The following is a 24,047-nucleotide window of genomic DNA, read 5'->3' on the forward strand; positions in this document are numbered from 1 at the left end:
AAGACTACACCTATGGCTGGGCTCTGATTTGTAGTGAACGGGCTTGCCCCGCGCTGGCGGCGAAGCAGCCCCTATTACAGTCACCGCTTTCCGTCAGACAGAATGCAGTGCCTGGTTTGGGGCTGCTTCGCAGCCCAGCGCGGGGCAAGCCCGCTCACTACAACAAGCCTATCCACCACAGCAGGCGGTGTTACTTGGCAGCCCAGGAATTGAAGCGCTGCTCGAGCTGCTCACCGTTATCCGCCCAGAAGCTCACGTCGATCTGCACCTGGTTGGCGATGTTCTCCGGGGTGGTCGGCATATCCTTGAGGATGTCCTTGGCCAGCAACGGCACGGCTTGGGTGTTGGCCGGGCCGTAGGCGATGTTTTCCGAGTAGATCTTCTGCTGCTGCGGTTGCACCGAGAACGCGATGAATTTCTTCGCTGCTTCGGCACGGTCCTTGGCCAGGCCTTTAGGAATGGCCCATGCGTCGAAGTCGTAGATGCCGCCGTTCCACACCACTTTCAGGTTGCTTTCTTTTTGCACAGCGGCGATGCGGCCGTTGTAGGCCGAGCTCATCACTACGTCACCCGAGGCCAGGTATTGCGGCGGTTGTGCACCCGCTTCCCACCACTGGATCGACGGTTTGAGTTCGTCGAGTTTCTTGAACGCACGGTCCTGGCCATCTTTGCCGGCCAACACTTTGTAGACGTCCTTCGGCGCGACGCCGTCGGCCATCAAAGCGAATTCCAGGGTGTACTTGGCGCCTTTACGCAGACCACGCTTGCCGGGGAATTTCTTGGTGTCCCAGAAATCCGCCCAACTGGTTGGCGCGGAGGTCAGTTTGTCAGCGTTGTAGGCCAGCACGGTCGACCATACAAAAAAGCCCACGCCGCAAGGCTGAATGGCGCCCTTCACGTAGTCGGCGGTATTGCCGAACAGTTTCGGGTCCAGCGGTTCGAACATGTCCTCGTCGCAGCCACGGGACAGCTCCGGGGATTCCACTTCCACCAGGTCCCAGGACACGCTCTTGGTGTCGACCATGGCTTTGACCTTGGCCATTTCACCGTTGTACTCACCGGCGACGATCTTGCCGTTGCCCGCGCTCTCCCACGGTGCGTAGAAAGCCTTGACCTGAGCGGCCTTATTCGCGCCACCAAAGGACACGACGGTCAGGTCCGGGCCTGCCATGGCCTGTGTCGCGCCCATCAAGCTCAAGGCCAGGGCTGAATATTTAAGGGATCTCAACATTGTTGTTCTCTCCACGTGCAGGGTTGGTGAAGCCATGGGGGCGATCAATTCGCCTCTAGAAGTGGGTCGAGTGCGCGAACGTGCTCGACTTGCCAGCCAATCGGTACCACGTCGCCGACCGCCAATGCTGGGTCCAGCTCGGCAATCGGTTGTTTCACAAAAAAATCGGCTTTGCCGCAGACTTCCAGGCGCACACGCACGTGGTCGCCCAGGTAGATGAATTCCGCCACCCGCCCAGAGAAGCGGTTGACGCAACTTTCGCTGGAACCATTGAGGCTGACGCGTTCCGGGCGCACCGACAGGGTCACCGGGCCGCCGATCTGGCCGACGTTGACCGCCAGTGCCTCGACCTTCTCGCCACGTGCCAGCTCCACCACGCAGCGCTCGCCGGTGTGGCTGTGCAGGCGACCATTGAGGCGGTTGTTCTCGCCGATGAAGTTGGCAACAAAGGTGTTCTTCGGTTCTTCGTACAAGGTGCGCGGCGCGGCGATCTGCTGGATTTCGCCCTGGTGGAACACCGCCACGCGGTCGGACATGGTCAGCGCTTCGCCTTGGTCGTGGGTCACGTACACCACGGTCACGCCGAGGCGCTGGTGCAGGTGCTTGATCTCCATCTGCATGTGTTCGCGCAGTTGCTTGTCGAGGGCGCCGAGAGGTTCGTCCATCAGTACCAGCTGCGGCTCGAACACCAACGCACGGGCCAGGGCCACGCGCTGTTGCTGGCCGCCGGAGAGTTGCGCCGGGTAGCGCTGGGCGAAGGCGTCGAGCTGGACCATGCTCAGCACGCGTTTGACCCGCTCACTGATATCGGTCTTGCTCAAGCCGCGCACCGACAGCGGGAACGCCAGGTTCTCGGCGACGGTCATGTGCGGGAACAGCGCGTAGTTCTGGAACACCATGCCGATGTCGCGCTTGTGCGGCGGCACGTTGTTGATGGAGCGACCGGCCAGCTGGATCTCGCCTGCCGTCGGCGTTTCAAAGCCGGCCAGCATCATCAGGCTGGTGGTCTTGCCCGAACCGGAAGGCCCGAGCAAGGTGAGGAACTCGCCCTTGCGAATCTCCAGGTTGAGGTCTTTGACGATCAGGTTCTCGCCGTCGTAGCTCTTCTGCACGCCACGAAAGCTGACCAGCACATCATTTGAATCCACCTCGCTCATACCCGCACCTTTGTATTTTGGACTGCTGTGAGACAAGCGTAGTCCAGGCGCGAGCCCCCGGAAATCGGGGGCCAGGAGAGAATCGCATCAGCCGGATGGAAGGTTTGGGGTAGGGATCGCCCTACACCGATGGCGGGGATGGGACAGTGCAACGGCGCCATGCGCCGGGAATGGGTTCAGCGCCTCTCACCGGTAGTCGCAAACAGGCATGTCATCACAACAACTTGTGCTCCATGGCGTACTTCACCAGTTCAGCCAGCGAAGTGATATGGAGTTTTTGCATCAACCGCGCCTTGTGGGTGCTGATGGTCTTGCTGCTCAACGCCAACTGCTGGGCGATATCGTTGACGTTGGCGCCCTGGGCCAAGCGTTCGAATACCGAGAACTCGCGCTCCGACAGCAGCGAGTGCAGCGGCCGGGTATCGGTGAGGCCGACTTCGAAAACCATGCGGTCGGCCAGGTCCGGGTCGATATAACGCCCACCGGCCGCCACCTTGCGAATCGCCGTGAGCAACAGCGCCGGATCGCTGTCCTTGGTGGCATAACCCGCGGCGCCGACCTTCAAGGCACGGGCGGCCATTTGCGCTTCGTCGTGCATCGACAGCACGAGGATCGCCGGCGGATTGTTCAGCGCACGGATGCGAGCAATCGCCTCCAAGCCGTTGACGCCAGGCATTGAGATATCCAGCAACACCACTTCACACGGCACATGGCGCAAGGTCTCCAGCAGTTGCTCGCCATTGCTCGCTTCGCCAACGACCAACAGGTCTTTGGCCAGGCCGATCAATTGCTTGATGCCTTCACGAACGATGGTGTGGTCTTCAGCTACCAGTACGCGGATCACAGGGACTTCCTCTTGGTGTTATGCATCCAACGGCACCGTGACACTCAGGGTGGTGCCCTCCCCCAATTCGCTGTCCAGGCTCAGTTGCCCGCCCATGATCAGCACCCGCTCGCGCATGCCCACCAGGCCAAACGACACCGGGCGCCCCTGGGCCTGGACGAAACCGACGCCATCGTCGCTGATGGTCAGCCGCAAATCGGTGCCCTCGACGGCGAGGGTCAGCTCCACAGTATGCGCCTGGGCATGACGCATCACATTGGTCAGCGCCTCCTGCAGGATCCGGAATAGGCCAATGGCCTTGGCATCGCTGAGGGCCGGCAGGTTATCCGGGACTTGTACCAGGCAGGGAATTTGCGTGCGGGCTTCGAAGCGCCGGGCCTGCCATTCGATGGCCGAGGCAATGCCGGCATCGAGAATCGGCGGGCGCAGCGCCGTCGCCACATCGCGCACCAGTTGGAATAGCTGCGCGATCAGGCGCTTCATGCTGTTCAAGCGATCATGCAAACCAGGGTCGAGTTGCGCATAGCTCAGCTCGCACATTGAGGTCTCGAGCTTGAGCACCGTGAGCATTTGCCCAAGTTCGTCGTGCACCTCACGGGCGATGCGCGCCTTTTCTTCTTCGCGCACGGTTTCCAGGTGGGCGGACAGCTCGCGCAATTGCGCTTCACTTTGCAGCAAGGCCGCCAGGGTACGGCGTAGCTCAGTGACATCGTTGAGGTAGACCACCAGGTATTCGGCCTCGGCAAAACGCAGGAAGCTCAAGGACACGTTGGTCGGCAGGATGCTGCCGTCTGCACGCAGGCAATCGGTGGCGAAATTCTGCGGACCGTCTTCGCTGGCCCGCGCGCGCTTCCACAGGTTGAGCCAGCGGTCCATATGCAGGCTTGGATCAAGGTCGACCAACGGCCGCTCGATCAACGCACCGGGGCCGTAGCCGAGCATGCTTTCGGCCGCCCGATTGGCGTAGCGCACATGGCTGTCCCAGTTGACCCAGAGGATGCCGACAGTGCTTTGGTCGATGGAAAACTGCGTCAAGCGCAAGGCTTCGGCACCGGCGGCGCGGGCCGCGCTTTCTTCGCGGGCGGCCAGCAAGCCGTGTTCCAGCACCCGCTGCTGGCGACGCTGCCAGAACACAGTGGCCAGGCTGGCGAGCAACAACAAGCTCAGCAACAGGCTTAGGTTTTGCCACAGTCCTGGGGATTCTGTGAGGTGTGGGTATTTGGGTTGCAGCCAGCGGCTGTGCAGTTGGTCCAGGTCGCGGGCTGGGATGGCGCGCAAGGCGCTTTCCATGATGCTGGCCAACTCTGGCCATTCCCGCCGCGTAGCCACCCGCAGCAATTGCGGCAGGCCAATATCGCCCACCACCGCCAGCCCGGCGAATTCCGCTTCGCCGGACAAACGGCTCAATTGCGCTTCGTCCACCACCGCGTAGCGTGCCTGCTGGCTCACCAGCAACTGCAGAGCCTGGCGCTCCATGGGCACGCCTTGCAGGTTGAGGCCGGGATAGGTGCTGCGCAGGTAATCGGCCACGGCGCTGGGCATGCGCACGGCGACGCGGGATTGCTCATCGAGTTTTTCCAACTCCACGGCCCCACCGCCATCGCGGATACCGACAATGTGCTGCGGCACGCGCATATAAGGGTCGGTGAACAACCACAGACGCAAACCGGCAGGGGTTTGTTGCAGGCCGGGGGCGATGTCCACTTCGCCGTCGCGTACGGCGGCCTCCAACTGCTCCTGATTGGGGAAGTTACGCCACGTCAGCTCGATGTTCAGCGCCTTGGCCAACCCTTGCATCAACTCGACATTGGCCCCGGACAGCCGCTGCAAACGCCGATCGTATTGCGCGTAAGGTGCCTGCAACACCAGGCCCACCCGCAGCTCCGGGTGTTGGGCCAGCCATTCGCGTTGCTGCACATCAAGCTGCGCCTGGGGAACGGCGGGCGCAGGGGCGGCGTTTGCCATCAAGGCAAGGCACAAACAGCCGATAACCAGCAGACAGCGAAAACCCATGATCCACGTCTCACATCACTGACAAACACTGACCAACCCATTAGGCTGCTGGAATCACTTCTGGCCGGGAATTAACGATGCCCTTTTTCCACCGTTCGGCACTGCCAGCATTGTGCCTGTCGCTGCTTTTTACCAGTGCCTTTTCTGTACAGGCCGCTGACGCCCCTGAGCCTGCCGCAGAAAAACCCGTCGAGCGCCAGCCTTTGCCTGAGCGCAGCCTCGCAGAAGCCAGCGCCCTGGAACGCAAAATCCCGCAACAGGAGCAGCAACAATTGCAGGCAGGCAGCGATTCATTCCTCGCCCTGTGGAAACCGGCCAACAGTGCCGAACCCGAAGGCGTGGTGATTATCGTACCGGGCGCCGGCGAGAATGCTGACTGGCCGCAAGCGATCAGTCCGTTGCGGCACAAATTGCCGGATGCCAACTGGGGTAGCCTCAGCCTGTCGTTGCCGGACGTGAGCGTGGATACCCTGCCGCCGCGCGTGATGGAAGCGCCCAAGGCCACCGTCGATACCAGCAGCAAGGAAGCGAGCACCGCCGACAAACCCATCGAACAGGCTGCCAGCGCTGAGGCCGAGGGCACTGACCCGGCAGTGGTTCCTGGGTCCGATGAGCAGGACAAAACCGATGCTTCGCGCATTTTTGCCCGCATCGACGCTGCCGTGGCCTTCGCCCAGACCCAGAGCGCGCGCAGTGTGGTGCTGGTCGGCCATGGCACCGGCGCCTGGTGGGCGGCGCGTTATTTGAGCGAGAAGCAGCCGTCCCAAGTGCAGAAGTTCGTCATGGTCGCGGCGCAGACGCCAACCGGGCGCCATCCGGACATCCAGCAGCTGGCCCCCGGCCTGAAGCTGCCGACCGCCGATGTGTTCTATCAAGATGACCCGCAGTTACGCAAAAACGCCCTGGCCCGCGCCCAGGCGGCCAAGCGTTTGAAGAATGACGGTTATAAACAGGTGTCGTTGACAGCCTTGCCCGGCAACAGCGCGGCTGAGCAGGAGCAGTTGTATCGACGGATTCGCGGGTGGTTGAGCCCGCAGGCGACAGCTGACTGAAACCGGATTGGCAACCCGGTCGAAATGTGGGAGCTGGCTTGCCTGCGATGGCGGGCTATCAGTGCCAAAGGCTTTGCTGACCCGCCGCTATCGCAGGCAAGCCAGCGCCCACAGTAGATCGGTTTTTCACGCAAAAATAATCAGCGAAAATCCCGCCGTTCGCGAATCAATGCATAGGCATTGTGCAGTTCGCGCGTGCGCTCGGTGGCTTCATGCACTTGCGCAGCGCTCGCGCCACTGCCGGCAACCTTGTCCGGGTGATGGCGGCTGAGCAGGCGGCGATAAGCGCGCTTGATCACCGACGGTTCGGTGGTGGCCGTCACACCCAGCAAGCGCAGCGCGTCCTGATAGGTGGGCCCACGACTGACCAGCGGCTTACGCTCCGGTGTGTAGTCGGCGGCCAGCGCCTGGAGCTGTTGCGGCGTCCAGCCCAGCCATTTGCCCCACAGGTCGATCAAGTCACGCTCGGCGTCATCCGCCTTGCCGTCTGCCCAGACCATGCGCCAGCACGCGCGCAATACCCCTTCCGCCGCATGGGGTTGCGCCTTGAGCACACGCAAATAGCGGCGCACCCGATCGGAGCCGGCCTTGCCACGATTGAACGCTGCGATGGCACGACGCTGGGCTGACTCGGTCATGTCCAGCGAGCGCATCTCCTGACGCGCCTGTTGAATATGTCCGTCCACCACTCGCCCATTGCTCTTGGCCAAACGCCCCAGCAACACAAACAACAGCTCGTCATTACGCAACGCCGGGCGCCCGCCCAGTCGCTCGCGCAACTGCGCCCAGCTTTGCAGTTGCAGGCGACGGTCCAGCGCCTGCCCCAACAGCGCACCCAACAAGGCCCCCGGAATACTGGCTATGGCAAAGCCAGCCCCCGCGCCGATCAGCGTCCCTGGCCACAGCATGTTACTGCCCCGCTGTCAGCAGGGTTTCGACTTGCGCCAGGCGCTCCAGCGTGCCGACATCAATCCAGCGTCCCGCCATGTGTTCCCCCGTTACCAGACCTTTAGCCATGGCCGCCCGCAACAGCGGCGCCAGCTTGAAGGCACCCGCACTGCAACCCGCGAACAGCTTGGGGTCGAGCACTGAAATGCCACTGAAGGTCAGGTTATCGGCACCGGCCGCAGCATCATGAAGCAAACCTTGATCAAGGTAGAAATCGCCACCTGAAGGGTGATGCGCCGGGTTGTCGACCATCACCAGATGGGCCAGGCCCTTGAGCGGTCGCTTGAGTTGGGTGAAGTCGTAGTCGGTCCAGATATCGCCATTGACCACCAGGAAGGGTTCGTCGCCCAACAACGGCAATGCCTGGAAAATCCCACCGCCGGTTTCCAGCGGCTCGCCCTCGGGGGAGTAACGGATGCGCAAGCCAAACTGCGCGCCGTCCCCCAGATAATGTTCAATCTGCTGGCCGAGCCAGGCATGGTTTATCACGATGTCAGTGAAGCCGGCCTTGGCCAACGCCTCCAAGTGATACTCGATCAGACGCTTGCCGCCGGCCTGCACCAGCGGCTTGGGCGTGTGCAACGTGAGCGGACGCATCCGCTCACCTTTGCCTGCGGCCAGGATCATCGCCTTCATACGCTTGCCTCGGCAGGTGGGCGCAGGCTGGCCAGCAATTCACCCAGTTCGCTCAACTCCGGGCGATCCGCCAATACCGCTTCTATATAAGCAAAGAAGCGCGGCACGTCGGCCAGGTAGCGTGGCTTGCCGTCGCGATGGCAGATGCGTGCGAAAATACCGATCACCTTGAGGTGGCGCTGCACGCCCATCAGGTCGCTGGCACACAGGAAGTCGTCGAAATCGGCCTGCACCGGGATGCCCAGTCGTCCCGCGCGCTCCCAATAGCCGCGCTGCCATTCCCGCACGCGGGCCTGGGGCCAACTGAGGAAGGCGTCCTTGAACAGGCAGGTGATGTCGTAGGTCACCGGGCCGTAGACCGCGTCCTGAAAATCCAGCACGCCGGGGTTCGGCTCGCTGATCATCAGGTTGCGTGGCATATAGTCGCGGTGCACCAGCACCTTCGGCTGCGCCAGGGCACTGTTGATCAGGTGGTCACTGACGCGCTGCCAGAGCGCCCGCTGTTGCGTATCGAGTTCGATACCCAGATGGCGACGCACGTACCACTCCGGGAACAATTCGAGCTCACGGCGCAGCAGAGCAACGTCATAGCTTGGCAATGGCGCGTCCATCGGCAACTGCTGGAAAGCCAGCAAGGCATCGATGGCTTCAGCAAACAAGGGGTCGGCGTTTTTGTCGTCAATCACGTCCAGATAGGTTTTTCTGCCCAGGTCATTGAGCAAAAGAAAGCCTCGCGGCAAATCTTCTGCATAAATTTTTGGAACATTTATCCCTGACTTCGCCAGCAAATGTGCGATATCGACGAAAGGTTTGCAGTTTTCCTGGGGGGGGGCGCATCCATTACCACGAATGTATGACCGCCACCTTCCCAACGGAAATAGCGCCTGAAACTCGCGTCGCTGCTGGCCGCGGTCAATGTGGCCGGGGGTACGGCACCCCAGCCTTGAGCGTTGAAAAGGATCGGCAACTGCTCATCCAGCCAGACTTGCAGCTGTTGTAAACGTAGATCTTGCTCGGGCATTACAAGGGTCTCCGACGGCGCTAGCCGTCAAGCGGGGCATGCTTTATTATCACGCATCTTTTTCAGACCATCGAGAGGCGTGCGGCCCAAACCGCGGGCAGATGGCACGCAGGAAGCCCGGACTAATAAGATGGCATTGAAATCCCCCGCGTTTCGTAGAAAATTTCCGTTGCTGGTAACCGGCAGTCTGCTGGCCTTGCAACCCTTCGCCACCTCATTCGTGGTCGCCGCGGAACAGTATGACTGCTCAGTCTCTGCTTCGGGTGCCTGGGATTGCGCGCCGAAAACCGCCGCAGCCCCTCTGCCACCACGCCCGGTGCATGACGGCGCAGCCGTCAGCTCCGCCAACAGCACGGCGCAAGCCGATGCTGGCGGCAAAGCCGAGGCCGTGCCGCAGACCGCACTGGTCACCGATTCCAAGGGCCGTGGCCTGCGCTCGCGCAGCGCCGACTACAGCCACCTGGACTGGGTACCGCGCGACAAACTGACCGCCGCACAGTTGGCCGAAACCGGCCCGTACTGCGGCGGTGCGTACATCGAGCCGATTCGTCCTGGCATGAACGACAAGACGAACAAGAGCGATGCGCCCACCTTCATCGGTGCCAAAGCCTCGCGTTACGAGCAGGAGTCGCAAGTCGCGACCCTGGCCGGTGACGTCGTCATGCGCCAAGGCAGCATGCAGCTGGAGTCCGAAGAAGCCAGCCTGTACCAGGCCGAGAACCGTGGCGAGCTGAATGGCAAAGTCCGTCTGCGCGACAACGGTGCACTGATCGTCGGCGACCATGCCGAAGTGCAACTCGACACCGGCGCCGCCCAGATCGACAACGCCGAATACGTGCTGCACAAGTCACGTATCCGCGGTAACGCGCTGTACGCCAAGCGTGCCGAAAACGCGATCATCCGTCTCAAGGACGGTACGTACACGACGTGCGAGCCAGACAGCAACGCCTGGCAGCTGCGAGGCAACAACATCACGTTGAACCCGGCCACCGGCTTCGGTACGGCTACCAACGCGACGCTGCGGATCAAGAACATCCCGATCCTGTACACCCCTTACATCTATTTCCCGATCGACGACCGTCGTCAATCCGGCTTCCTGCCACCGAGCTTCAGCAGCGGCAGCGAAACCGGCTTTACCCTGGTTACGCCGTACTACTTCAACCTGGCGCCAAACTACGACGCCACGTTGTACCCGCAATACATGACCAAGCGCGGCATGATGATGGAAGGCGAATTCCGCTACCTCACCAAGTCCAGCGAAGGTCAGTTCGGCGGTGCGTACCTGAACGACGACAACGACGAGCGCAAGCGTCAGACCGATTACGAAAAAACCCGCTACATGCTCAACTGGCAACACCAGGGCGGGTTGGATTCGCGTGTAATGACCCAGGTCGACTACACAACGATCAGCGATCCTTACTACTTCCAGGACCTCAAGTCCTACCAGGAAGGTGTCGAGAGTCGCGACTACGTCAACCAGCAGGGCTCCGTGACGTATCGCGGCGACACCTTCCAGGCTCGCTTGAACCTGCAGGCCTACCAGCTGGCGACGATTTCCCAGGTCACCCCGTATGACCGCCTGCCGCAGATCACCTTCAACGGTACCCTGCCGTACCACCCAGGTGGCCTGAACTTCAGCTACGAGACCGAAGCCGTACGCTTCGACCGCGACCTGGAAAACGGCAACTTCACCAATGAAAACGGGGACATCGAGCGTCGCCTGGACACCTACGTCCGTGGCCTGACCCGTGCCAACGGTACCCGCCTGAACGTGGCGCCGGCCGTTGAATACCCGATGAACTGGACCTACGGTTTCGTCACGCCGAAGCTCAAGTACGTGTACACCAAGTACGACCTGGACCTGGACAACATCGGCAAGAACCAGATCGTTGCGGATCAAGCTGCAGCAACCGCAGCCAACCCGTACGCGGGCGGCACGTTCAAAAGCTCCCAGGACCGTGCGGTTCCGATCGCCAGCGTAGACAGCGGCCTGTACTTCGACCGCAATACCAACTGGTTCGGCAAAGATTATCGCCAGACCCTCGAGCCGCGTGCGTTCTACCTGTATGTGCCGAACAAGGACCAGGCTGATATCCCGGTCTTCGACACCAGCGAGTACTCGTTCAGCTACGCGTCGTTGTTCCGCGACAACCGTTTCAGCGGCTCCGACCGTATCGGCGACGAGAACAAGCTGTCCCTGGGCTTGACCAGCCGCTGGATCGAAGACAACGGCTTCGAACGTCAGCGCGTAGCCATTGGCCAGGCGCTGTACTTCAAGGATCGTGAAGTTCAACTGCCGGGCATCCTGGCCGCTGACCGTGCCGATGCACAATCGGACGTATCGCCAGTCGCCCTGGACTACGAGTTCCGCTTCAACCGCGATTGGCGTGCCACTGCCGACTACAACTGGGACACCGAGGAACACAGTCCTCGTTCCGGCAGCGCGATGCTTCACTACCAGCCGGAAGACAACCCGAACAAGATCATCAACGTCGGTTATCGCTATCGTAACGACCAAGTCGTCTACAACCAGCTGACCGGCAAATGGCAGTTCGGTGGTGACTACGGCCAGCCAGGCGACGCGAACTACGTGAAGGATTACTACAAAATCCAACAACACGACTTCTCGATGATGTGGCCGATCATTCCTCAGTGGAACCTGATCACCCGCTGGCAGTATGACTACGCTCGCAACCGTACCCTGGAAGCCTTCGGTGGTTTCGAGTACGACAACTGCTGCTGGAAACTGCGCCTCATCAACCGTTACTGGGTTTCCAACGACGAATACAGCCAGATCGCCCCGCTTAACGAAAAGGGTGACCACGGGCTCTTCCTGCAAATCGTCCTCAAAGGACTCGGCGGCCTGACCGGCGCCAAGGTAGAGAGCTTCCTCGACAAAGGCATTGAAGGTTATCGTGAACGTGAAAACCAAGCTTTCTGATTGTCTGCGCCCGCTAGTGCTGGGCGCGCTGTTCCTGGGGACCGCATCGGCGCACGCTGCGGTTCAACAGCTGGATAAGGTAGTGGCCATCGTCGATAACGACGTGATCATGCAGAGCCAACTGGACCAACGCGTCAAGGAAGTCCAGCAAACCATCGCCAAACGTGGCGGTGGCGTGCCACCGACCAGCGTCCTGGACCAACAGGTTCTGGAACGCCTGATCGTCGAAAACCTGCAATTGCAGATCGGTGATCGCTCCGGCATCCGTATTTCGGACGAAGAACTGAACCAGGCGGTAGGCACCATTGCCCAGCGCAACAACATGAGCATTGACCAGTTCCGTGCAGCTTTGGCCCACGACGGTTTGTCCTATGAGGACGCCCGTGACCAGATCCGCCGTGAAATGATCATCAGCCGTGTGCGCCAGCGCCGTGTTGCCGAGCGGGTTCAGGTGTCGGAGCAGGAAGTGAAGAACTTCCTGGCGTCGGACCTGGGCAAGATGCAGCTTTCCGAAGAACTGCACCTGGCCAACATCCTGATCCCTACCCCGGACAGCGCCAACTCTGAGCAGCTCAATGCAGCCGCCGCTAAAACCCAGGCTATTTATGAGCGCTTGAAGGCCGGTGCCGACTTCGCCCAAATGGCGATTGCTCAGTCCGGCAGCGACAACGCCCTCGAAGGCGGTGACATGGGCTGGCGTAAAGCCGCTCAATTGCCGGCGCCGTTCGACCGCGAGCTGAGCGCCATGGAAGTGGGTGGCATTACTCAGCCAGCCCGCACCCCAGGCGGCTTTATCATTCTCAAGTTGCTGGAAAAACGCGGCGGCGAGACCTCGCTGAAAGACGAAGTACACGTTCGTCACATCCTGGTCAAACCAAGCGAAATCCGCACCGAAGCGCAAACCAAGGAACTGGCCCAGAAGATCTATGACCGCATCGAAAGCGGTGAAGACTTCGCCACCCTGGCCAAAAGCTTCTCGGAAGACCCGGGTTCTGCCCTCAACGGCGGCGACCTGAACTGGATCGATCCGAAAGCCTTGGTGCCAGAGTTCCAGCAAGTGATGGCCGATACTCCGCAAGGTGTGCTGTCCAAACCCTTCAAGACCCAATATGGCTGGCATGTGCTGGAAGTCCTTGGCCGTCGCGCCACCGACAACACCAACCAGGCCCGCGAGCAACAGGCACTGAACGTACTGCGTAACCGCAAATACGACGAAGAGCTGCAAACCTGGCTGCGTCAGATCCGCGACGAAGCCTACGTTGAGAACAAGCTGCCAGGCGCCGAGCAAACAGGCACCGACCAGGCAGTTCAGTGAAACCCCAGCGTTTCGCGGTGACACCCGGCGAGCCGGCCGGCATTGGTCCTGACCTGTGCCTGCTGCTCGCCTCGCAATCCCAGCCACACCCCCTGATCGCCATTACCAGCCGCGACCTGCTCCTTGAGCGGGCCGCGCAGCTGGGTGTGGCCGTCAATGTGCTGGACGTGGCGCCGGGCAACTGGCCCGACCTGCCCGCCCCCGCCGGCAGCCTGTATGTGTGGGACACCCCACTGCAGGCCAAGGTGGTTGCAGGGCAACTGGACAAGGCCAACGCAGCGTTCGTGCTGGAAACCCTGACTCGCGCAGGGCAAGGCTGCATCGACGGTGACTTCGCCGGCATGATCACTGCCCCTGTGCACAAAGGCGTGATCAACGAATCCGGCATCGCCTTTTCCGGCCATACCGAATTCCTTGCCGAGCTGACCCACACCGCTCAAGTCGTCATGATGCTGGCCACGCGCGGCCTGCGGGTCGCCCTGGTGACCACGCACCTGCCGCTGCGCGAGATTGCCGATGCAATTACCGCCGAGCGTTTGGAGCGCGTGACACGCATCCTGCACGCCGACCTGCAACAGAAATTCGGCATTGCCCAACCGCGCATCCTGGTTTGTGGGCTCAACCCCCATGCCGGTGAAGGCGGCCACTTGGGCCATGAAGAAATCGACATCATCGAACCAACCCTGGAGCGTCTGCGCCAAGAAGGCATGGACCTGCGCGGCCCACTGCCTGCGGACACTCTGTTTACCCCCAAATATCTGGAGCACTGCGACGCAGTGCTGGCGATGTACCACGACCAGGGGCTGCCGGTGCTTAAATACAAAGGCTTCGGCGCCGCCGTCAACGTGACACTGGGCCTGCCGATCATCCGTACATCCGTCGACCATGGCACTGCCCTGGACCTGGCGGGCAGCGGCAAGATCGATACCGGCAGCCTGCACGTGGCCCTGGAAACCGCCTATCAGATGGCCGAGACCCGTATATGACTGAGCATTACCAACACCGGGCGCGTAAGCGCTTCGGGCAAAACTTCCTGCACGACGCTGGCGTGATCGACCGTATCCTGCGCTCTATCCATGCCAAGCCCGAAGACCGTCTGCTGGAAATCGGCCCGGGCCAGGGCGCACTGACCAAAGGCCTGCTTAACAGTGGCGGCCAACTGGATGTGGTTGAGTTGGACAAGGACCTGATCCCGATCCTCAACCAGCAGTTCGCCAATATGCCCAACTTCAACCTGCACCAGGGCGATGCACTGAAGTTCGACTTCAACAGCCTCAACGCAGCGCCCAATAGCCTGCGGGTGGTGGGTAACCTGCCATACAACATCTCCACGCCGCTGATCTTCCACCTGCTGAACAACGCCGGGATCATCCGCGACATGCACTTCATGCTGCAAAAGGAAGTGGTCGAGCGCCTGGCTGCAGGGCCTGGTGGTGGTGATTGGGGTCGTTTGTCAATCATGGTTCAGTACCACTGCCGCGTCGAACACCTGTTCAACGTCGGGCCCGGCGCGTTCAACCCACCGCCGAAGGTCGACTCGGCCATCGTGCGCCTGGTGCCTCACGCCGTGCTGCCCCACCCGGCCAAGGATCACAAATTGCTGGAGCGAGTCGTGCGCGAAGCGTTCAACCAGCGCCGCAAAACCTTGCGCAATACACTCAAGAACCTGCTGAGCACCGCTGAAATCGAAGCTGCTGGCGTCGACGGCAGCCTGCGCCCCGAGCAACTGGACCTGGCGGCGTTCGTGCGCCTGGCCGACCAGCTTGCCATCCAGCCTGCGCCAGCCGCGGACTGAAGCCGGCCGTACCTGGGCCAGACACCATGTCTGGCCTAGTGCCCCGTTCTTGGCCTAGACTGACCCGCATCTGCTGTCCTCCGCTTTTGCTTTTAAGGCCTCTTGCATGTCCGATCCTCGCTACCAGATCGACGTCAGCGTCGTCACCCGCTTCCTGGCGGATCAATCGCAACCTGAACAAAACCGCTTCGCCTTTGCCTACACCATCACGGTGAAAAACAACGGGCTGGTGCCGGCCAAGCTGCTGTCCCGCCACTGGGTGATCACCGACGGTGACGGCCAGGTCGAGGAAGTACGCGGCGCAGGCGTGGTAGGCCAGCAACCGCTGATCGACATCGGCGCGAGCCACACCTACAGCAGCGGCACGGTGATGACCTCCAAAGTCGGCACCATGCAGGGCTCCTATCAGATGAAGGCCACCGACGGTAAATTGTTCGACGCCATCATCCCGCCCTTCCGCCTCGCCGTGCCCGGAGCCCTGCACTGATGGCGACCTACGCGGTCGGAGACCTGCAAGGGTGCCTGGAGCCCCTCAAGTGCCTGCTTGACCGCGTAGCCTTCGACCCAGCGAAAGATCGCCTGTGGCTGGTCGGTGACTTGGTCAATCGCGGTCCCGAGTCCCTGGCGACGTTGCGCTACTTATATAGCCTGCGCGATTCCTTGGTGTGCGTACTGGGCAACCACGACCTGCACCTGCTCGCGGCCGGCCGTAACATTGAGCGTCTGAAAAAGGGCGATACCCTGCGGGAAATCCTCGAAGCACCGGATCGCACCGAGTTGCTCGACTGGCTTCGCCGGCAAAAAATCCTGCATTACGACGAAGGCCGCAATATGGCCTTGGTCCATGCTGGCATCCCGCCCCAGTGGACACTGAAGAAAGCGCTCAAGTGCGCCGCGGAAGTCGAAAGCGCCCTGGCCGATGACAACCTGTACACCGCCTACCTCGACGGCATGTACGGCAACGAGCCAGTGAAGTGGGACAACGATCTCACCGGCGTTGCGCGCCTGCGGGTGATCACAAACTACTTCACGCGCATGCGCTTCTGCACCGCCGAGGGCAAGCTGGACCTCAAAAGCAAGGAAGGCGCCGACACCGCATTGCCAGGCTACAAACCCTGGTTCGCGCACAAGGACCGCAAGGCCCGCGACACCCAGATCATTTTCGGTCACTGGGCGGCCCTTGAGGGCAAATGCGATGAGCCCGGCGTGTTCGCCCTAGACACCGGTTGCGTGTGGGGCGGCGCCATGACCCTGATGAATATCGATACCGGCGAGCGCCAGAGCTGCCAGTGCGAATCGCCCCAACCTATCACCGCCAAGCCCTAGGAGCCCGCCATGAGCGAATTCAAACGTATCCCTCCCGAACAAGCCCAGGCCCTGCGCGAAAAAGGCGCCGTAGTGGTCGACATCCGTGACCAGCCGACTTATCTGGCGGCCCACATCCGCGGCGCCCAGCACCTGGACAACGTCAACATCGCCGATTTTATCCGTGCCGCCGACCTCGACGCGCCCGTGATCGTGGCGTGCTACCACGGCAACTCCAGCCAGAGTGCAGCAGCCTATCTGATCAGCCAGGGCTTCTCCGACGTCTATAGCCTGGACGGTGGCTTTGAACTGTGGCGCGCGACTTATCCTGCGGAAATTTCTTCAGGCAATTCGCAATAATTTTTTTCAAACCCCGCTACCCCGCGTGACGCTTGGGCTCGCGCCGTTTCTGACGAACGGCGCAGCCAAACTAATTGCGCATCGCGCCTTGACCTCTCCGATTCCGAACTATCCTTAAGCGCAGGCCATCCGAATCAGGGGAGAGCCGGTACACCGGCGTGCGGGTCATCGGTAGTGTTTCAGGGTGTTTGGGGGGAAAACAGTCATTGGCGTCTGCCAATGTCTGCCAGCATCGACTGATTGATCCGGCGTCGGCTCCACGTATCGAGCGAGGTGACGACGTCATGAGTATCTTTAGCCACTTCCAACAACGCTTCGCGTCCACACAGCAAGAAGAACTCACGCTGCAAGAGTATCTCGAGCTGTGCAAACAGGACCGCAGCACCTACGCGTCTGCCGCCGAACGCCTGCTACTGGCAATTGGCGAGCCGGAGCTGGTGGAAACCGCCAACAACTCGCGGCTGTCGCGAATATTCTCCAACAAGGTGATCCGCCGCTATCCGGCCTTTGAAGACTTCCACGGCATGGAAGAATGCATTGACCAGATCGTCTCCTACTTCCGCCACGCCGCCCAGGGCCTGGAAGAGAAGAAACAGATCCTCTACCTGCTGGGCCCCGTCGGCGGCGGTAAGTCGTCCCTGGCCGAAAAGCTCAAACAACTGATCGAGAAGGTGCCTTTCTACGCCATCAAGGGATCACCGGTCTTCGAATCGCCCCTGGGCCTGTTCAACGCCACGGAAGATGGCGCAATCCTCGAAGAAGACTTCGGCATCCCGCGCCGTTACCTCAACACCATCATGTCGCCTTGGGCCACCAAGCGCCTGGCCGAATTCGGTGGTGACATCAGCCAATTCCGCGTGGTGAAACTCTACCCGTCCATCCTCAACCAGATCGGCGTGGCGAAGACCGAACCGGGTGACGAGAACAACCAGGACATCTCGGCACTGGTGGGTAAGGTCGATATCCGTAAACTCGAAGAATTCCCGCAGAACGACGCCGACGCCTACAGCTATTCAGGCGCACTGTGCCGGGCCAACCAGGGCCTGATGGAGTTCGTGGAGATGTTCAAGGCACCGATCAAGGTGCTGCACCCACTGCTTACCGCAACCCAGGAAGGCAACTACAACAGCACCGAAGGGCTGGGCGCGATTCCGTTCACCGGGATCCTGCTGGCCCACTCCAACGAATCGGAATGGCACACCTTCCGTAACAACAAGAACAACGAAGCCTTCATCGACAGGATCTACATCGTCAAGGTGCCGTACTGCCTGCGCGTCAGCGATGAAATCAAGATCTACGACAAGTTGCTGTTCAACAGCTCCCTGGCCAAGGCCCATTGCGCCCCCGACACCCTGAAGATGCTCGCCCAGTTCACCGTGCTGTCGCGCCTCAAGGAACCGGAGAACTCGAATATCTATTCGAAGATGCGCGTGTACGACGGCGAAAACCTCAAGGACACCGATCCCAAGGCCAAGTCGATCCAGGAATACCGCGACACGGCGGGTGTGGACGAGGGCATGAACGGCCTGTCGACGCGCTTCGCGTTCAAGATCCTGTCCAAGGTTTTCAACTTTGACCCCCACGAAATCGCTGCCAACCCGGTGCACTTGCTTTACGTGCTGGAACAGCAGATCGAACAGGAGCAATTCCAGGCGGAAACCCGCGAGCGCTACCTGCGCTTCCTCAAGGAGTACCTGGCGCCGCGCTACATTGAATTCATTGGCAAGGAAATCCAGACCGCGTACCTGGAGTCCTACAGCGAGTACGGCCAGAACATCTTCGACCGTTACGTGCTGTACGCCGACTTCTGGATCCAGGACCAGGAATACCGCGACCCGGAAACCGGCGAGATCCTCAACCGCGTCGCCCTCAACGAGGAACTGGAAAAAATCGAAAAACCGGCCGGCATCAGCAATCCGAAGGATTTCCGCAACGAAATCGTCAACTTCGTGCTGCGCGCCCGGGCCAACAACAATGGCAAGAACCCGACCTGGCTCAGCTACGAGAAGCTGCGAGTGGTCATCGAGAAGAAAATGTTCTCCAACACGGAGGATCTGCTGCCGGTCATCAGCTTCAACGCCAAGGCCAGCAAGGAGGATCAGCAAAAGCACAACGACTTCGTCACACGAATGGTCGAGCGCGGCTACACCGACAAACAGGTACGGCTGCTCTCCGAGTGGTACCTGCGGGTTCGCAAATCGCAGTAAGGCAGCGACAGGCGTGCGCTGCCGGGCCCCAGGCCTGGCAGCTGACCGCTTGTCTCTAAGCTTCCAGCTCGCGGCTTGAAGCTTGTAACGTGAAGCTGCCCGGAGGGCTCCCCATGAGCTATGTGATCGACCGACGCCTCAATGGCAAGAACAAGAGCACGGTAAACCGCCAGCGTTTCCTGCGGCGTTACCGTGACCACATCAAAAAAGCCGTCGAGGAGGCCGTCAGCCGCCGCTCCATCACGGATATGGAGCATGGCGAGCAAATCAGCATTCCCGGACGGGACATCGACGAACCGGTGCTGCACCACGGCCGGGGCGGCAAACAGACCGTCGTGCATCCGGGCAACAAGGAGTTCACCACCGGTGAGCACATCCAGCGCCCACAAGGCGGTGGCGGCGGTAAAGGCCCTGGCAAGGCGGGCAATTCCGGCGAAGGCATGGATGAGTTCGTGTTCCAGATTACCCAGGAAGAATTTCTCGAATTCATGTTCGAGGACCTGGAGCTGCCTAATCTGGTCAAGCGCAACTTGACCGGCACCGACACCTTCAAGACCGTTCGCGCCGGGATCAGCAACGAGGGCAACCCTTCCCGCATCAATATCATCCGTACCCTGCGCTCGGCCCATGCGCGGCGCATCGCCCTGTCAGGCAGCAGCCGCGCCAAACTCAGGGACGCCAAGGAAGAGCTGGCTCGACTGAAGCGTGAAGAACCGGACAACTTCGGCGATATCCAGGAAATAGAGGCGGAAATCGAGAAACTCAGCGCACGTATTCACCGCGTACCATTTCTCGACACCTTCGACTTGAAATACAACTTGCTGGTCAAACAACCCAACCCCAGTTCCAAGGCGGTGATGTTCTGCCTGATGGACGTGTCCGGCTCCATGACCCAGGCCACCAAGGACATCGCCAAGCGCTTCTTTATCCTGCTTTACCTGTTTCTCAAGCGGAACTACGACAAGATCGACGTAGTGTTCATCCGCCATCACACCAGCGCGCGGGAGGTCGACGAGGAGGAGTTTTTCTATTCACGGGAAACGGGCGGGACCATCGTCTCCAGTGCCTTGAAGCTGATGCAGGAGATCATGGCCGAACGCTACCCCGCCAACGAGTGGAACATCTACGCGGCCCAGGCCTCGGACGGTGACAACTGGAACGACGACTCGCCCATCTGCCGCGACATTCTGATCAACCAGATCATGCCTTTCGTGCAGTACTACACTTACGTTGAAATCACCCCCCGTGAGCATCAGGCCCTGTGGTTCGAATACGAGCGCATTGGCGAAGCCTTTGCCGACACATTCGCCCAACAGCAACTGGTCTCGGCCGGCGATATCTACCCGGTCTTCCGTGAACTCTTCCAGCGCAGGTTAGTGACATGACCGCCAAAAAAGAGCATAAGCGCCAACCCATATCCACGGGGTCCGAGTGGACCTTTGAACTGATCCAGGCCTATGACCGGGAAATCAGCCGCATCGCGGCGGGTTATGCCCTGGATACCTACCCCAACCAGATCGAAGTGATCACCGCGGAACAGATGATGGATGCCTACGCCTCGGTCGGCATGCCGTTGGGGTATCACCATTGGTCCTACGGCAAACACTTTCTCAGTACCGAGAAGTCCTACACCCGAGGCCAGATGGGCCTGGCGTACGAGATCGTGATCAACTCCGACCCGTGCATTGCCTACCTGATGGAAGAAAACACCATCTGCATGCAGGCGCTGGTGGTCGCACACGCCTGCTACGGACACAACAGCTTCTTCAAGGGCAACTACCTGTTCCGCACCTGGACCGATGCCAGCTCAATCATTGATTACCTGGTGTTCGCCAAGCAGTACATCATGCAATGCGAGGAACGCCACGGCATTGATGCGGTGGAAGACTTGCTCGACTCCTGCCATGCGCTGATGAACTACGGGGTCGACCGCTACAAACGCCCCTACCCGATTTCCGCCGAAGAAGAACGCCTGCGCCAGAAGGAACGCGAGGAACACCTGCAAAAGCAGATCAACGACCTGTGGCGCACTATTCCAAAACGTGCCGGTAAAAACAGCGACAAGGACAATGCGCGCTTCCCCGCCGAACCTCAGGAAAACATCCTGTACTTTCTGGAAAAACACGCACCACTGCTGGAACCGTGGCAACGGGAAATCGTGCGCATCGTGCGCAAGATCGCCCAGTACTTTTATCCACAGCGCCAGACCCAAGTGATGAACGAAGGCTGGGCGACGTTCTGGCACTACACGCTAATGAACGACCTGTACGACGAAGGCCTGGTCACTGACGGTTTCATGATGGAGTTCCTCACCTCCCACACCAGCGTGGTGTTCCAGCCGGGGTTCGACAGCCCGTACTACAGCGGTATCAACCCCTACGCACTGGGCTTCGCCATGTACCGCGATATCCGGCGTATGTGCGAACACCCCACCGAAGAAGACCGCCGCTGGTTCCCGGAAATCGCCGGCACCGATTGGTTGTCCACCATCAAGTTCGCCATGAGCAGCTTCAAGGATGAGAGTTTTATCCTGCAGTACCTGTCACCCCAGGTGATTCGGGACCTCAAGCTGTTCAGCATCATGGATGACGACCTTAAGGATGACCTGCTGGTACCGGCCATCCACGACGAGCCCGGCTACCGCACCATCCGTGAAACCCTGGCGGCACAGTACAACCTGGGCAACCGCGAGCCCAACGTGCAGATCTACAGCATCGATGTGCGCGGCGATCGCTCGTTGACCCTGCGCCACCAGCAACATGACCGCAAACCCCTGGGCGAATCCACCGAGGAAGTACTCAAGCACCTGCACCGCCTATGGGGCTTCGACATTCATTTAGAAACCCTGCAGGGCGACCAAGTGATGAAGACTCACCATGTACCGCCGCGCAGCGAACATGGCGACAACGACTACGGCCGACTGGACCTGGCCGTCGTTCATCTCTGAAACAGCAAAGCCTCCATTGGCCAGGCACAGGCGGTATCCTGTGCTGCTAATGGAGGCTTTTTCATGAAAATCTATAAAGTCGGCGGTGCCGTGCGTGACCGCCTGCTGGGCATCAAGGTCACCGATGTTGACCGCGTCGTCGTGGGGGCGACCACCGAAGAGATGCTGGCCAAAGGTTTCAAACCCGTCGGCGCTGACTTTCCCGTGTTCCTCGACCCGAAAAATGGCGATGAATACGCCCTCGCCCGTACCGAGCGCAAGAGTGGCCGGGGTTATGGCGGTTTTGTGTTTCACGCCAGCCCCGAGGTGACGCTGGAAGAAGACCTGATCCGTCGCGACCTGACCATCAACGCCATGGCGGAAGACGATGATGGTAATTTGACCGACCCTTATCATGGCCAGCATGATCTTGAAGCGCGCATCCTGCGCCACGTTTCCCCGGCGTTCGCCGAAGATCCGCTACGAGTGCTCCGCGTTGCGCGCTTTGCTGCACGTTACGCGCACCTGGGTTTTACGGTCGCCCCGGAAACACTGGCGCTGATGCGTCAACTCAGCGAATCCGGCGAACTGGAAGCCCTGACACCTGAGCGCAGTTGGAAAGAAATCTCCCGAGCGCTGATGGAAGACCAGCCTCAGGTGTTTATTCAAGTACTGCGCGACTGCGATGCATTGAAAACCTTGATGCCCGAGGTCGATGCACTGTTCGGCGTACCTCAACCCGAAGCCCATCACCCTGAAATCGACACCGGCATCCACACCTTGAGCGTGCTGCAACAAGCCGCCGTGCACAAACAGCCGCTGACCGTGCGCTGGGCCTGCCTACTGCATGACTTGGGCAAGGGTCTGACGCCGGCGGATAAGCTGCCGCAGCATATTGCTCACGAACACACCGGCTTGAAGCTGATCAAGGCTGTCAATGAACGCTTCAAAGTACCGAAGGACTGCCAGGAGCTGGCGCTGCTGGTGGGCCAATATCACACCCACGGCCATCGGGCGCTGGAGTTGAAAGCCTCGACGTTGCTGGAATTGCTGCAAAGTTTCGATGTGTACCGTCGGCCGCAGCGCTTTGAAGAATTTGTGGTCGCCTGCGAGATGGATGCCCGAGGCCGAAAAGGCCTGGAGCAGCGAAGTTATCCACAGGCGGATTATTTGCGCGGGGCGGCGAAGGTGGCCCGCGAAGTGGCCGTCGCGCCCTTGCTGGAGAAGGGCTTCAAAGGCCCGGAACTGGGTGAGGCGCTGAAGCGCGAAAGGCTTAAGGCGTTGAAGGCCTACAAAGAACAGCCCATTCTCTAGACGCTGCCCACCCGTGGCGAGGGCGCTTGCTCCCTCGCCACAGGAAGCTCGGCGCCTATAAGAGTGCGTCTGGGGTGAGTTGCTGGCCTTGCCATTCAAACCCGACAGGCGCGAGCACCTGGTCAATTTGCGCATTGCGCCATAACTCAGCCAGGGTCTTGTCCACCTCAGGGTGCACCCGCTCTGGCGCCATCAACGACAGCGGCCACAGCACAAACGCGTTTTTCAGGATCTCTGCACGCGGCAGGACCAAGCCATCGAAGTTACCCACCAGCTCGCCATACAGCAGCACATCGATATCCAGCGGCAGGCCCTTGCGGTCCGGCGCATAGCGGCCATTGTCGGCTTCGATGAATTTCAACCGGCGATCCAGTTCCATCAGCGGCAGGTCGGTGTAGGCCGATACCACCAGATTGAAAAACGGACCGCTCTTGATGCCCACCGGCTGGCTTTCGAACACTGGCGAGCAGCGCACATCCGTCAAAAAGCTCGCCAGCGCGTCAAGGCCGGCGCGTAGATGGGATTCGCGCTCGATATTGCTGCCTAGGCCAAGGTATACCTGAGTTAGCGACATCCGCGCTCGATCTCCACGCCCACGCCCTTGGCAGCCGGCACGGCGCCGGGCTTGGTCAACTTGAGGTGCAGCCAGGGAATCTGGAACTCACTCATCAGCACTTGCGCCAGGCGTTCGGCAAAGGTTTCCACCAACTGGTACTGGGATTGTTCGGCAAACGCCTGGATGCGCGCGGAGACGCTGGCGTAATCCAGTGCCAAGGTCAGGTCGTCACCGGCGGCGGCCGGGCGGTTATCCCAGGCGAAGCTCAGGTCCAGGCGCAGGCATTGGCGGATTCCGCGTTCCCAGTCGTAGGCCCCGATGACGGTGTCGACTTCCAGGCCTTCGATAAACACTCTGTCCAAGCACTCTTCTCCGCAGCACGACAAGGGCGCAATGCCCCGTTAGAATCAGGGCGTCCTCGCCCGG

The 24,047-nt window shown here is 60.5% G+C and carries 20 protein-coding genes and 1 pseudogene; 12 read left to right on the forward strand and 9 right to left on the reverse strand.

Going from position 1 to position 24,047, the window contains the following annotated elements:
• Nucleotides 1–190 precede the first annotated feature (190 nt).
• The 4 genes from AB4O35_RS03130 to AB4O35_RS03145 all read right to left on the reverse strand — a co-directional run bounded on the left by AB4O35_RS03130 (nucleotide 191) and on the right by AB4O35_RS03145 (nucleotide 5,245).
• Nucleotides 191–1,231, reverse strand: coding sequence for an ABC transporter substrate-binding protein (locus AB4O35_RS03130; RefSeq protein WP_065871778.1), 1,041 nt, complete (start codon nucleotides 1,229–1,231; stop codon nucleotides 191–193).
• A gap of 44 nt (nucleotides 1,232–1,275) precedes the next feature.
• Complete coding sequence (locus AB4O35_RS03135; protein WP_065871779.1) at nucleotides 1,276–2,388, reverse strand: ABC transporter ATP-binding protein; 1,113 nt, start codon at nucleotides 2,386–2,388, stop codon at nucleotides 1,276–1,278.
• A gap of 214 nt (nucleotides 2,389–2,602) precedes the next feature.
• On the reverse strand, nucleotides 2,603–3,232 hold the full coding sequence (locus AB4O35_RS03140) for a response regulator (RefSeq protein ID WP_049711271.1): 630 nt from the start codon (nucleotides 3,230–3,232) through the stop codon (nucleotides 2,603–2,605).
• An 18-nt stretch (nucleotides 3,233–3,250) separates the two neighbouring features.
• Nucleotides 3,251–5,245, reverse strand: coding sequence for a PAS domain-containing sensor histidine kinase (locus AB4O35_RS03145; protein ID WP_065880131.1), 1,995 nt, complete (start codon nucleotides 5,243–5,245; stop codon nucleotides 3,251–3,253).
• A 77-nt stretch (nucleotides 5,246–5,322) separates the two neighbouring features.
• Between AB4O35_RS03145 and AB4O35_RS03150 the strand changes: the two genes are divergently transcribed.
• Complete coding sequence (locus AB4O35_RS03150; protein ID WP_065880132.1) at nucleotides 5,323–6,297, forward strand: alpha/beta hydrolase family protein; 975 nt, start codon at nucleotides 5,323–5,325, stop codon at nucleotides 6,295–6,297.
• A gap of 140 nt (nucleotides 6,298–6,437) precedes the next feature.
• Here AB4O35_RS03150 and AB4O35_RS03155 read toward each other — a convergent pair whose 3' ends face one another.
• The 3 genes and pseudogenes from AB4O35_RS03155 to AB4O35_RS03165 all read right to left on the reverse strand — a co-directional run bounded on the left by AB4O35_RS03155 (nucleotide 6,438) and on the right by AB4O35_RS03165 (nucleotide 8,902).
• Entirely contained in the window at nucleotides 6,438–7,205 is a 768-nt protein-coding gene (locus AB4O35_RS03155) for a TerB family tellurite resistance protein (protein WP_065871782.1), read from the reverse strand.
• Nucleotide 7,206: 1 nt separating this feature from the next.
• Nucleotides 7,207–7,881: an N-acetylmuramate alpha-1-phosphate uridylyltransferase MurU gene (murU, locus tag AB4O35_RS03160; protein ID WP_065871783.1), complete on the reverse strand. Its 675-nt coding sequence runs from the start codon at nucleotides 7,879–7,881 to the stop codon at nucleotides 7,207–7,209.
• A pseudogene (locus tag AB4O35_RS03165) lies at nucleotides 7,878–8,902 on the reverse strand (aminoglycoside phosphotransferase family protein). The gene murU and the pseudogene AB4O35_RS03165 overlap by 4 nt, the downstream one beginning before the upstream one ends.
• Nucleotides 8,903–9,032: 130 nt before the next feature.
• Here AB4O35_RS03165 and AB4O35_RS03170 point away from each other — a divergent pair.
• The 11 genes from AB4O35_RS03170 (at nucleotide 9,033) to AB4O35_RS03220 (ending at nucleotide 23,065) form a co-directional block, all read left to right on the forward strand.
• Entirely contained in the window at nucleotides 9,033–11,843 is a 2,811-nt protein-coding gene (locus AB4O35_RS03170; RefSeq protein ID WP_065880134.1) for an LPS-assembly protein LptD, read from the forward strand.
• Nucleotides 11,818–13,158: a peptidylprolyl isomerase gene (locus AB4O35_RS03175; protein WP_065945498.1), complete on the forward strand. Its 1,341-nt coding sequence runs from the start codon at nucleotides 11,818–11,820 to the stop codon at nucleotides 13,156–13,158. The genes AB4O35_RS03170 and AB4O35_RS03175 overlap by 26 nt, the downstream gene beginning before the upstream one ends.
• Nucleotides 13,155–14,144, forward strand: a complete 990-nt coding sequence (gene pdxA / locus AB4O35_RS03180) for a 4-hydroxythreonine-4-phosphate dehydrogenase PdxA (protein WP_049711264.1) — start codon at nucleotides 13,155–13,157, stop codon at nucleotides 14,142–14,144. The genes AB4O35_RS03175 and pdxA overlap by 4 nt, the downstream gene beginning before the upstream one ends.
• Nucleotides 14,141–14,953: a 16S rRNA (adenine(1518)-N(6)/adenine(1519)-N(6))-dimethyltransferase RsmA gene (gene rsmA, locus AB4O35_RS03185; RefSeq protein ID WP_065871788.1), complete on the forward strand. Its 813-nt coding sequence runs from the start codon at nucleotides 14,141–14,143 to the stop codon at nucleotides 14,951–14,953. The genes pdxA and rsmA overlap by 4 nt, the downstream gene beginning before the upstream one ends.
• Before the next feature lie 106 nt (nucleotides 14,954–15,059).
• Nucleotides 15,060–15,440, forward strand: a complete 381-nt coding sequence (gene apaG, locus AB4O35_RS03190) for a Co2+/Mg2+ efflux protein ApaG (protein WP_049711262.1) — start codon at nucleotides 15,060–15,062, stop codon at nucleotides 15,438–15,440.
• The gene (locus tag AB4O35_RS03195; RefSeq protein WP_065871789.1) at nucleotides 15,440–16,279 is read left to right on the forward strand and encodes a symmetrical bis(5'-nucleosyl)-tetraphosphatase; all 840 of its coding nucleotides are present in this window, start codon (nucleotides 15,440–15,442) and stop codon (nucleotides 16,277–16,279) included. The genes apaG and AB4O35_RS03195 overlap by 1 nt, the downstream gene beginning before the upstream one ends.
• Nucleotides 16,280–16,288: 9 nt before the next feature.
• Entirely contained in the window at nucleotides 16,289–16,618 is a 330-nt protein-coding gene (glpE, locus tag AB4O35_RS03200; protein ID WP_065871790.1) for a thiosulfate sulfurtransferase GlpE, read from the forward strand.
• Between the two features lie 284 nt (nucleotides 16,619–16,902).
• Entirely contained in the window at nucleotides 16,903–18,825 is a 1,923-nt protein-coding gene (locus tag AB4O35_RS03205; protein ID WP_003194732.1) for a PrkA family serine protein kinase, read from the forward strand.
• Between the two features lie 113 nt (nucleotides 18,826–18,938).
• Nucleotides 18,939–20,210 (forward strand): YeaH/YhbH family protein, encoded by a 1,272-nt coding sequence (locus tag AB4O35_RS03210; protein WP_015886179.1) that lies wholly within the window; start codon nucleotides 18,939–18,941, stop codon nucleotides 20,208–20,210.
• A complete protein-coding gene (locus tag AB4O35_RS03215) occupies nucleotides 20,207–21,772 on the forward strand; it encodes a SpoVR family protein (protein ID WP_065871792.1) in 1,566 nt (521 codons plus the stop codon). Before AB4O35_RS03210 ends, AB4O35_RS03215 begins: the two co-directional genes overlap by 4 nt.
• A gap of 63 nt (nucleotides 21,773–21,835) precedes the next feature.
• The gene (locus AB4O35_RS03220) at nucleotides 21,836–23,065 is read left to right on the forward strand and encodes a multifunctional CCA addition/repair protein (RefSeq protein ID WP_065871793.1); all 1,230 of its coding nucleotides are present in this window, start codon (nucleotides 21,836–21,838) and stop codon (nucleotides 23,063–23,065) included.
• Between the two features lie 55 nt (nucleotides 23,066–23,120).
• Here AB4O35_RS03220 and folK read toward each other — a convergent pair whose 3' ends face one another.
• Together folK and folB are read right to left on the reverse strand one after the other, a co-directional pair.
• Nucleotides 23,121–23,639: a 2-amino-4-hydroxy-6-hydroxymethyldihydropteridine diphosphokinase gene (gene folK, locus AB4O35_RS03225; protein ID WP_065871794.1), complete on the reverse strand. Its 519-nt coding sequence runs from the start codon at nucleotides 23,637–23,639 to the stop codon at nucleotides 23,121–23,123.
• Nucleotides 23,630–23,983 (reverse strand): dihydroneopterin aldolase, encoded by a 354-nt coding sequence (gene folB, locus AB4O35_RS03230; protein ID WP_032883867.1) that lies wholly within the window; start codon nucleotides 23,981–23,983, stop codon nucleotides 23,630–23,632. The genes folK and folB overlap by 10 nt, the downstream gene beginning before the upstream one ends.
• Nucleotides 23,984–24,047 lie beyond the last annotated feature (64 nt).

The sequence above is a fragment of the Pseudomonas sp. H1_A03 genome (genome assembly GCF_054685145.1).

What these genes read in the sequence shown, in the direction of transcription:
- AB4O35_RS03220 (WP_065871793.1), top strand. Translation starts at nt 21,836, where the DNA reads ATGAAAATCTATAAAGTCGGCGGTGCCGTGCGTGACCGCCTGCTGGGC.
- AB4O35_RS03195 (WP_065871789.1), top strand. Translation starts at nt 15,440, where the DNA reads ATGGCGACCTACGCGGTCGGAGACCTGCAAGGGTGCCTGGAGCCCCTC.
- AB4O35_RS03215 (WP_065871792.1), top strand. Translation starts at nt 20,207, where the DNA reads ATGACCGCCAAAAAAGAGCATAAGCGCCAACCCATATCCACGGGGTCC.
- AB4O35_RS03150 (WP_065880132.1), top strand. Translation starts at nt 5,323, where the DNA reads ATGCCCTTTTTCCACCGTTCGGCACTGCCAGCATTGTGCCTGTCGCTG.
- AB4O35_RS03205 (WP_003194732.1), top strand. Translation starts at nt 16,903, where the DNA reads ATGAGTATCTTTAGCCACTTCCAACAACGCTTCGCGTCCACACAGCAA.
- AB4O35_RS03130 (WP_065871778.1), bottom strand. Translation starts at nt 1,231, where the DNA reads ATGTTGAGATCCCTTAAATATTCAGCCCTGGCCTTGAGCTTGATGGGC.
- AB4O35_RS03145 (WP_065880131.1), bottom strand. Translation starts at nt 5,245, where the DNA reads ATGGGTTTTCGCTGTCTGCTGGTTATCGGCTGTTTGTGCCTTGCCTTG.
- AB4O35_RS03135 (WP_065871779.1), bottom strand. Translation starts at nt 2,388, where the DNA reads ATGAGCGAGGTGGATTCAAATGATGTGCTGGTCAGCTTTCGTGGCGTG.
- glpE (WP_065871790.1), top strand. Translation starts at nt 16,289, where the DNA reads ATGAGCGAATTCAAACGTATCCCTCCCGAACAAGCCCAGGCCCTGCGC.
- apaG (WP_049711262.1), top strand. Translation starts at nt 15,060, where the DNA reads ATGTCCGATCCTCGCTACCAGATCGACGTCAGCGTCGTCACCCGCTTC.
- AB4O35_RS03170 (WP_065880134.1), top strand. Translation starts at nt 9,033, where the DNA reads ATGGCATTGAAATCCCCCGCGTTTCGTAGAAAATTTCCGTTGCTGGTA.
- murU (WP_065871783.1), bottom strand. Translation starts at nt 7,881, where the DNA reads ATGAAGGCGATGATCCTGGCCGCAGGCAAAGGTGAGCGGATGCGTCCG.
- AB4O35_RS03210 (WP_015886179.1), top strand. Translation starts at nt 18,939, where the DNA reads ATGAGCTATGTGATCGACCGACGCCTCAATGGCAAGAACAAGAGCACG.
- rsmA (WP_065871788.1), top strand. Translation starts at nt 14,141, where the DNA reads ATGACTGAGCATTACCAACACCGGGCGCGTAAGCGCTTCGGGCAAAAC.
- folK (WP_065871794.1), bottom strand. Translation starts at nt 23,639, where the DNA reads ATGTCGCTAACTCAGGTATACCTTGGCCTAGGCAGCAATATCGAGCGC.
- AB4O35_RS03155 (WP_065871782.1), bottom strand. Translation starts at nt 7,205, where the DNA reads ATGCTGTGGCCAGGGACGCTGATCGGCGCGGGGGCTGGCTTTGCCATA.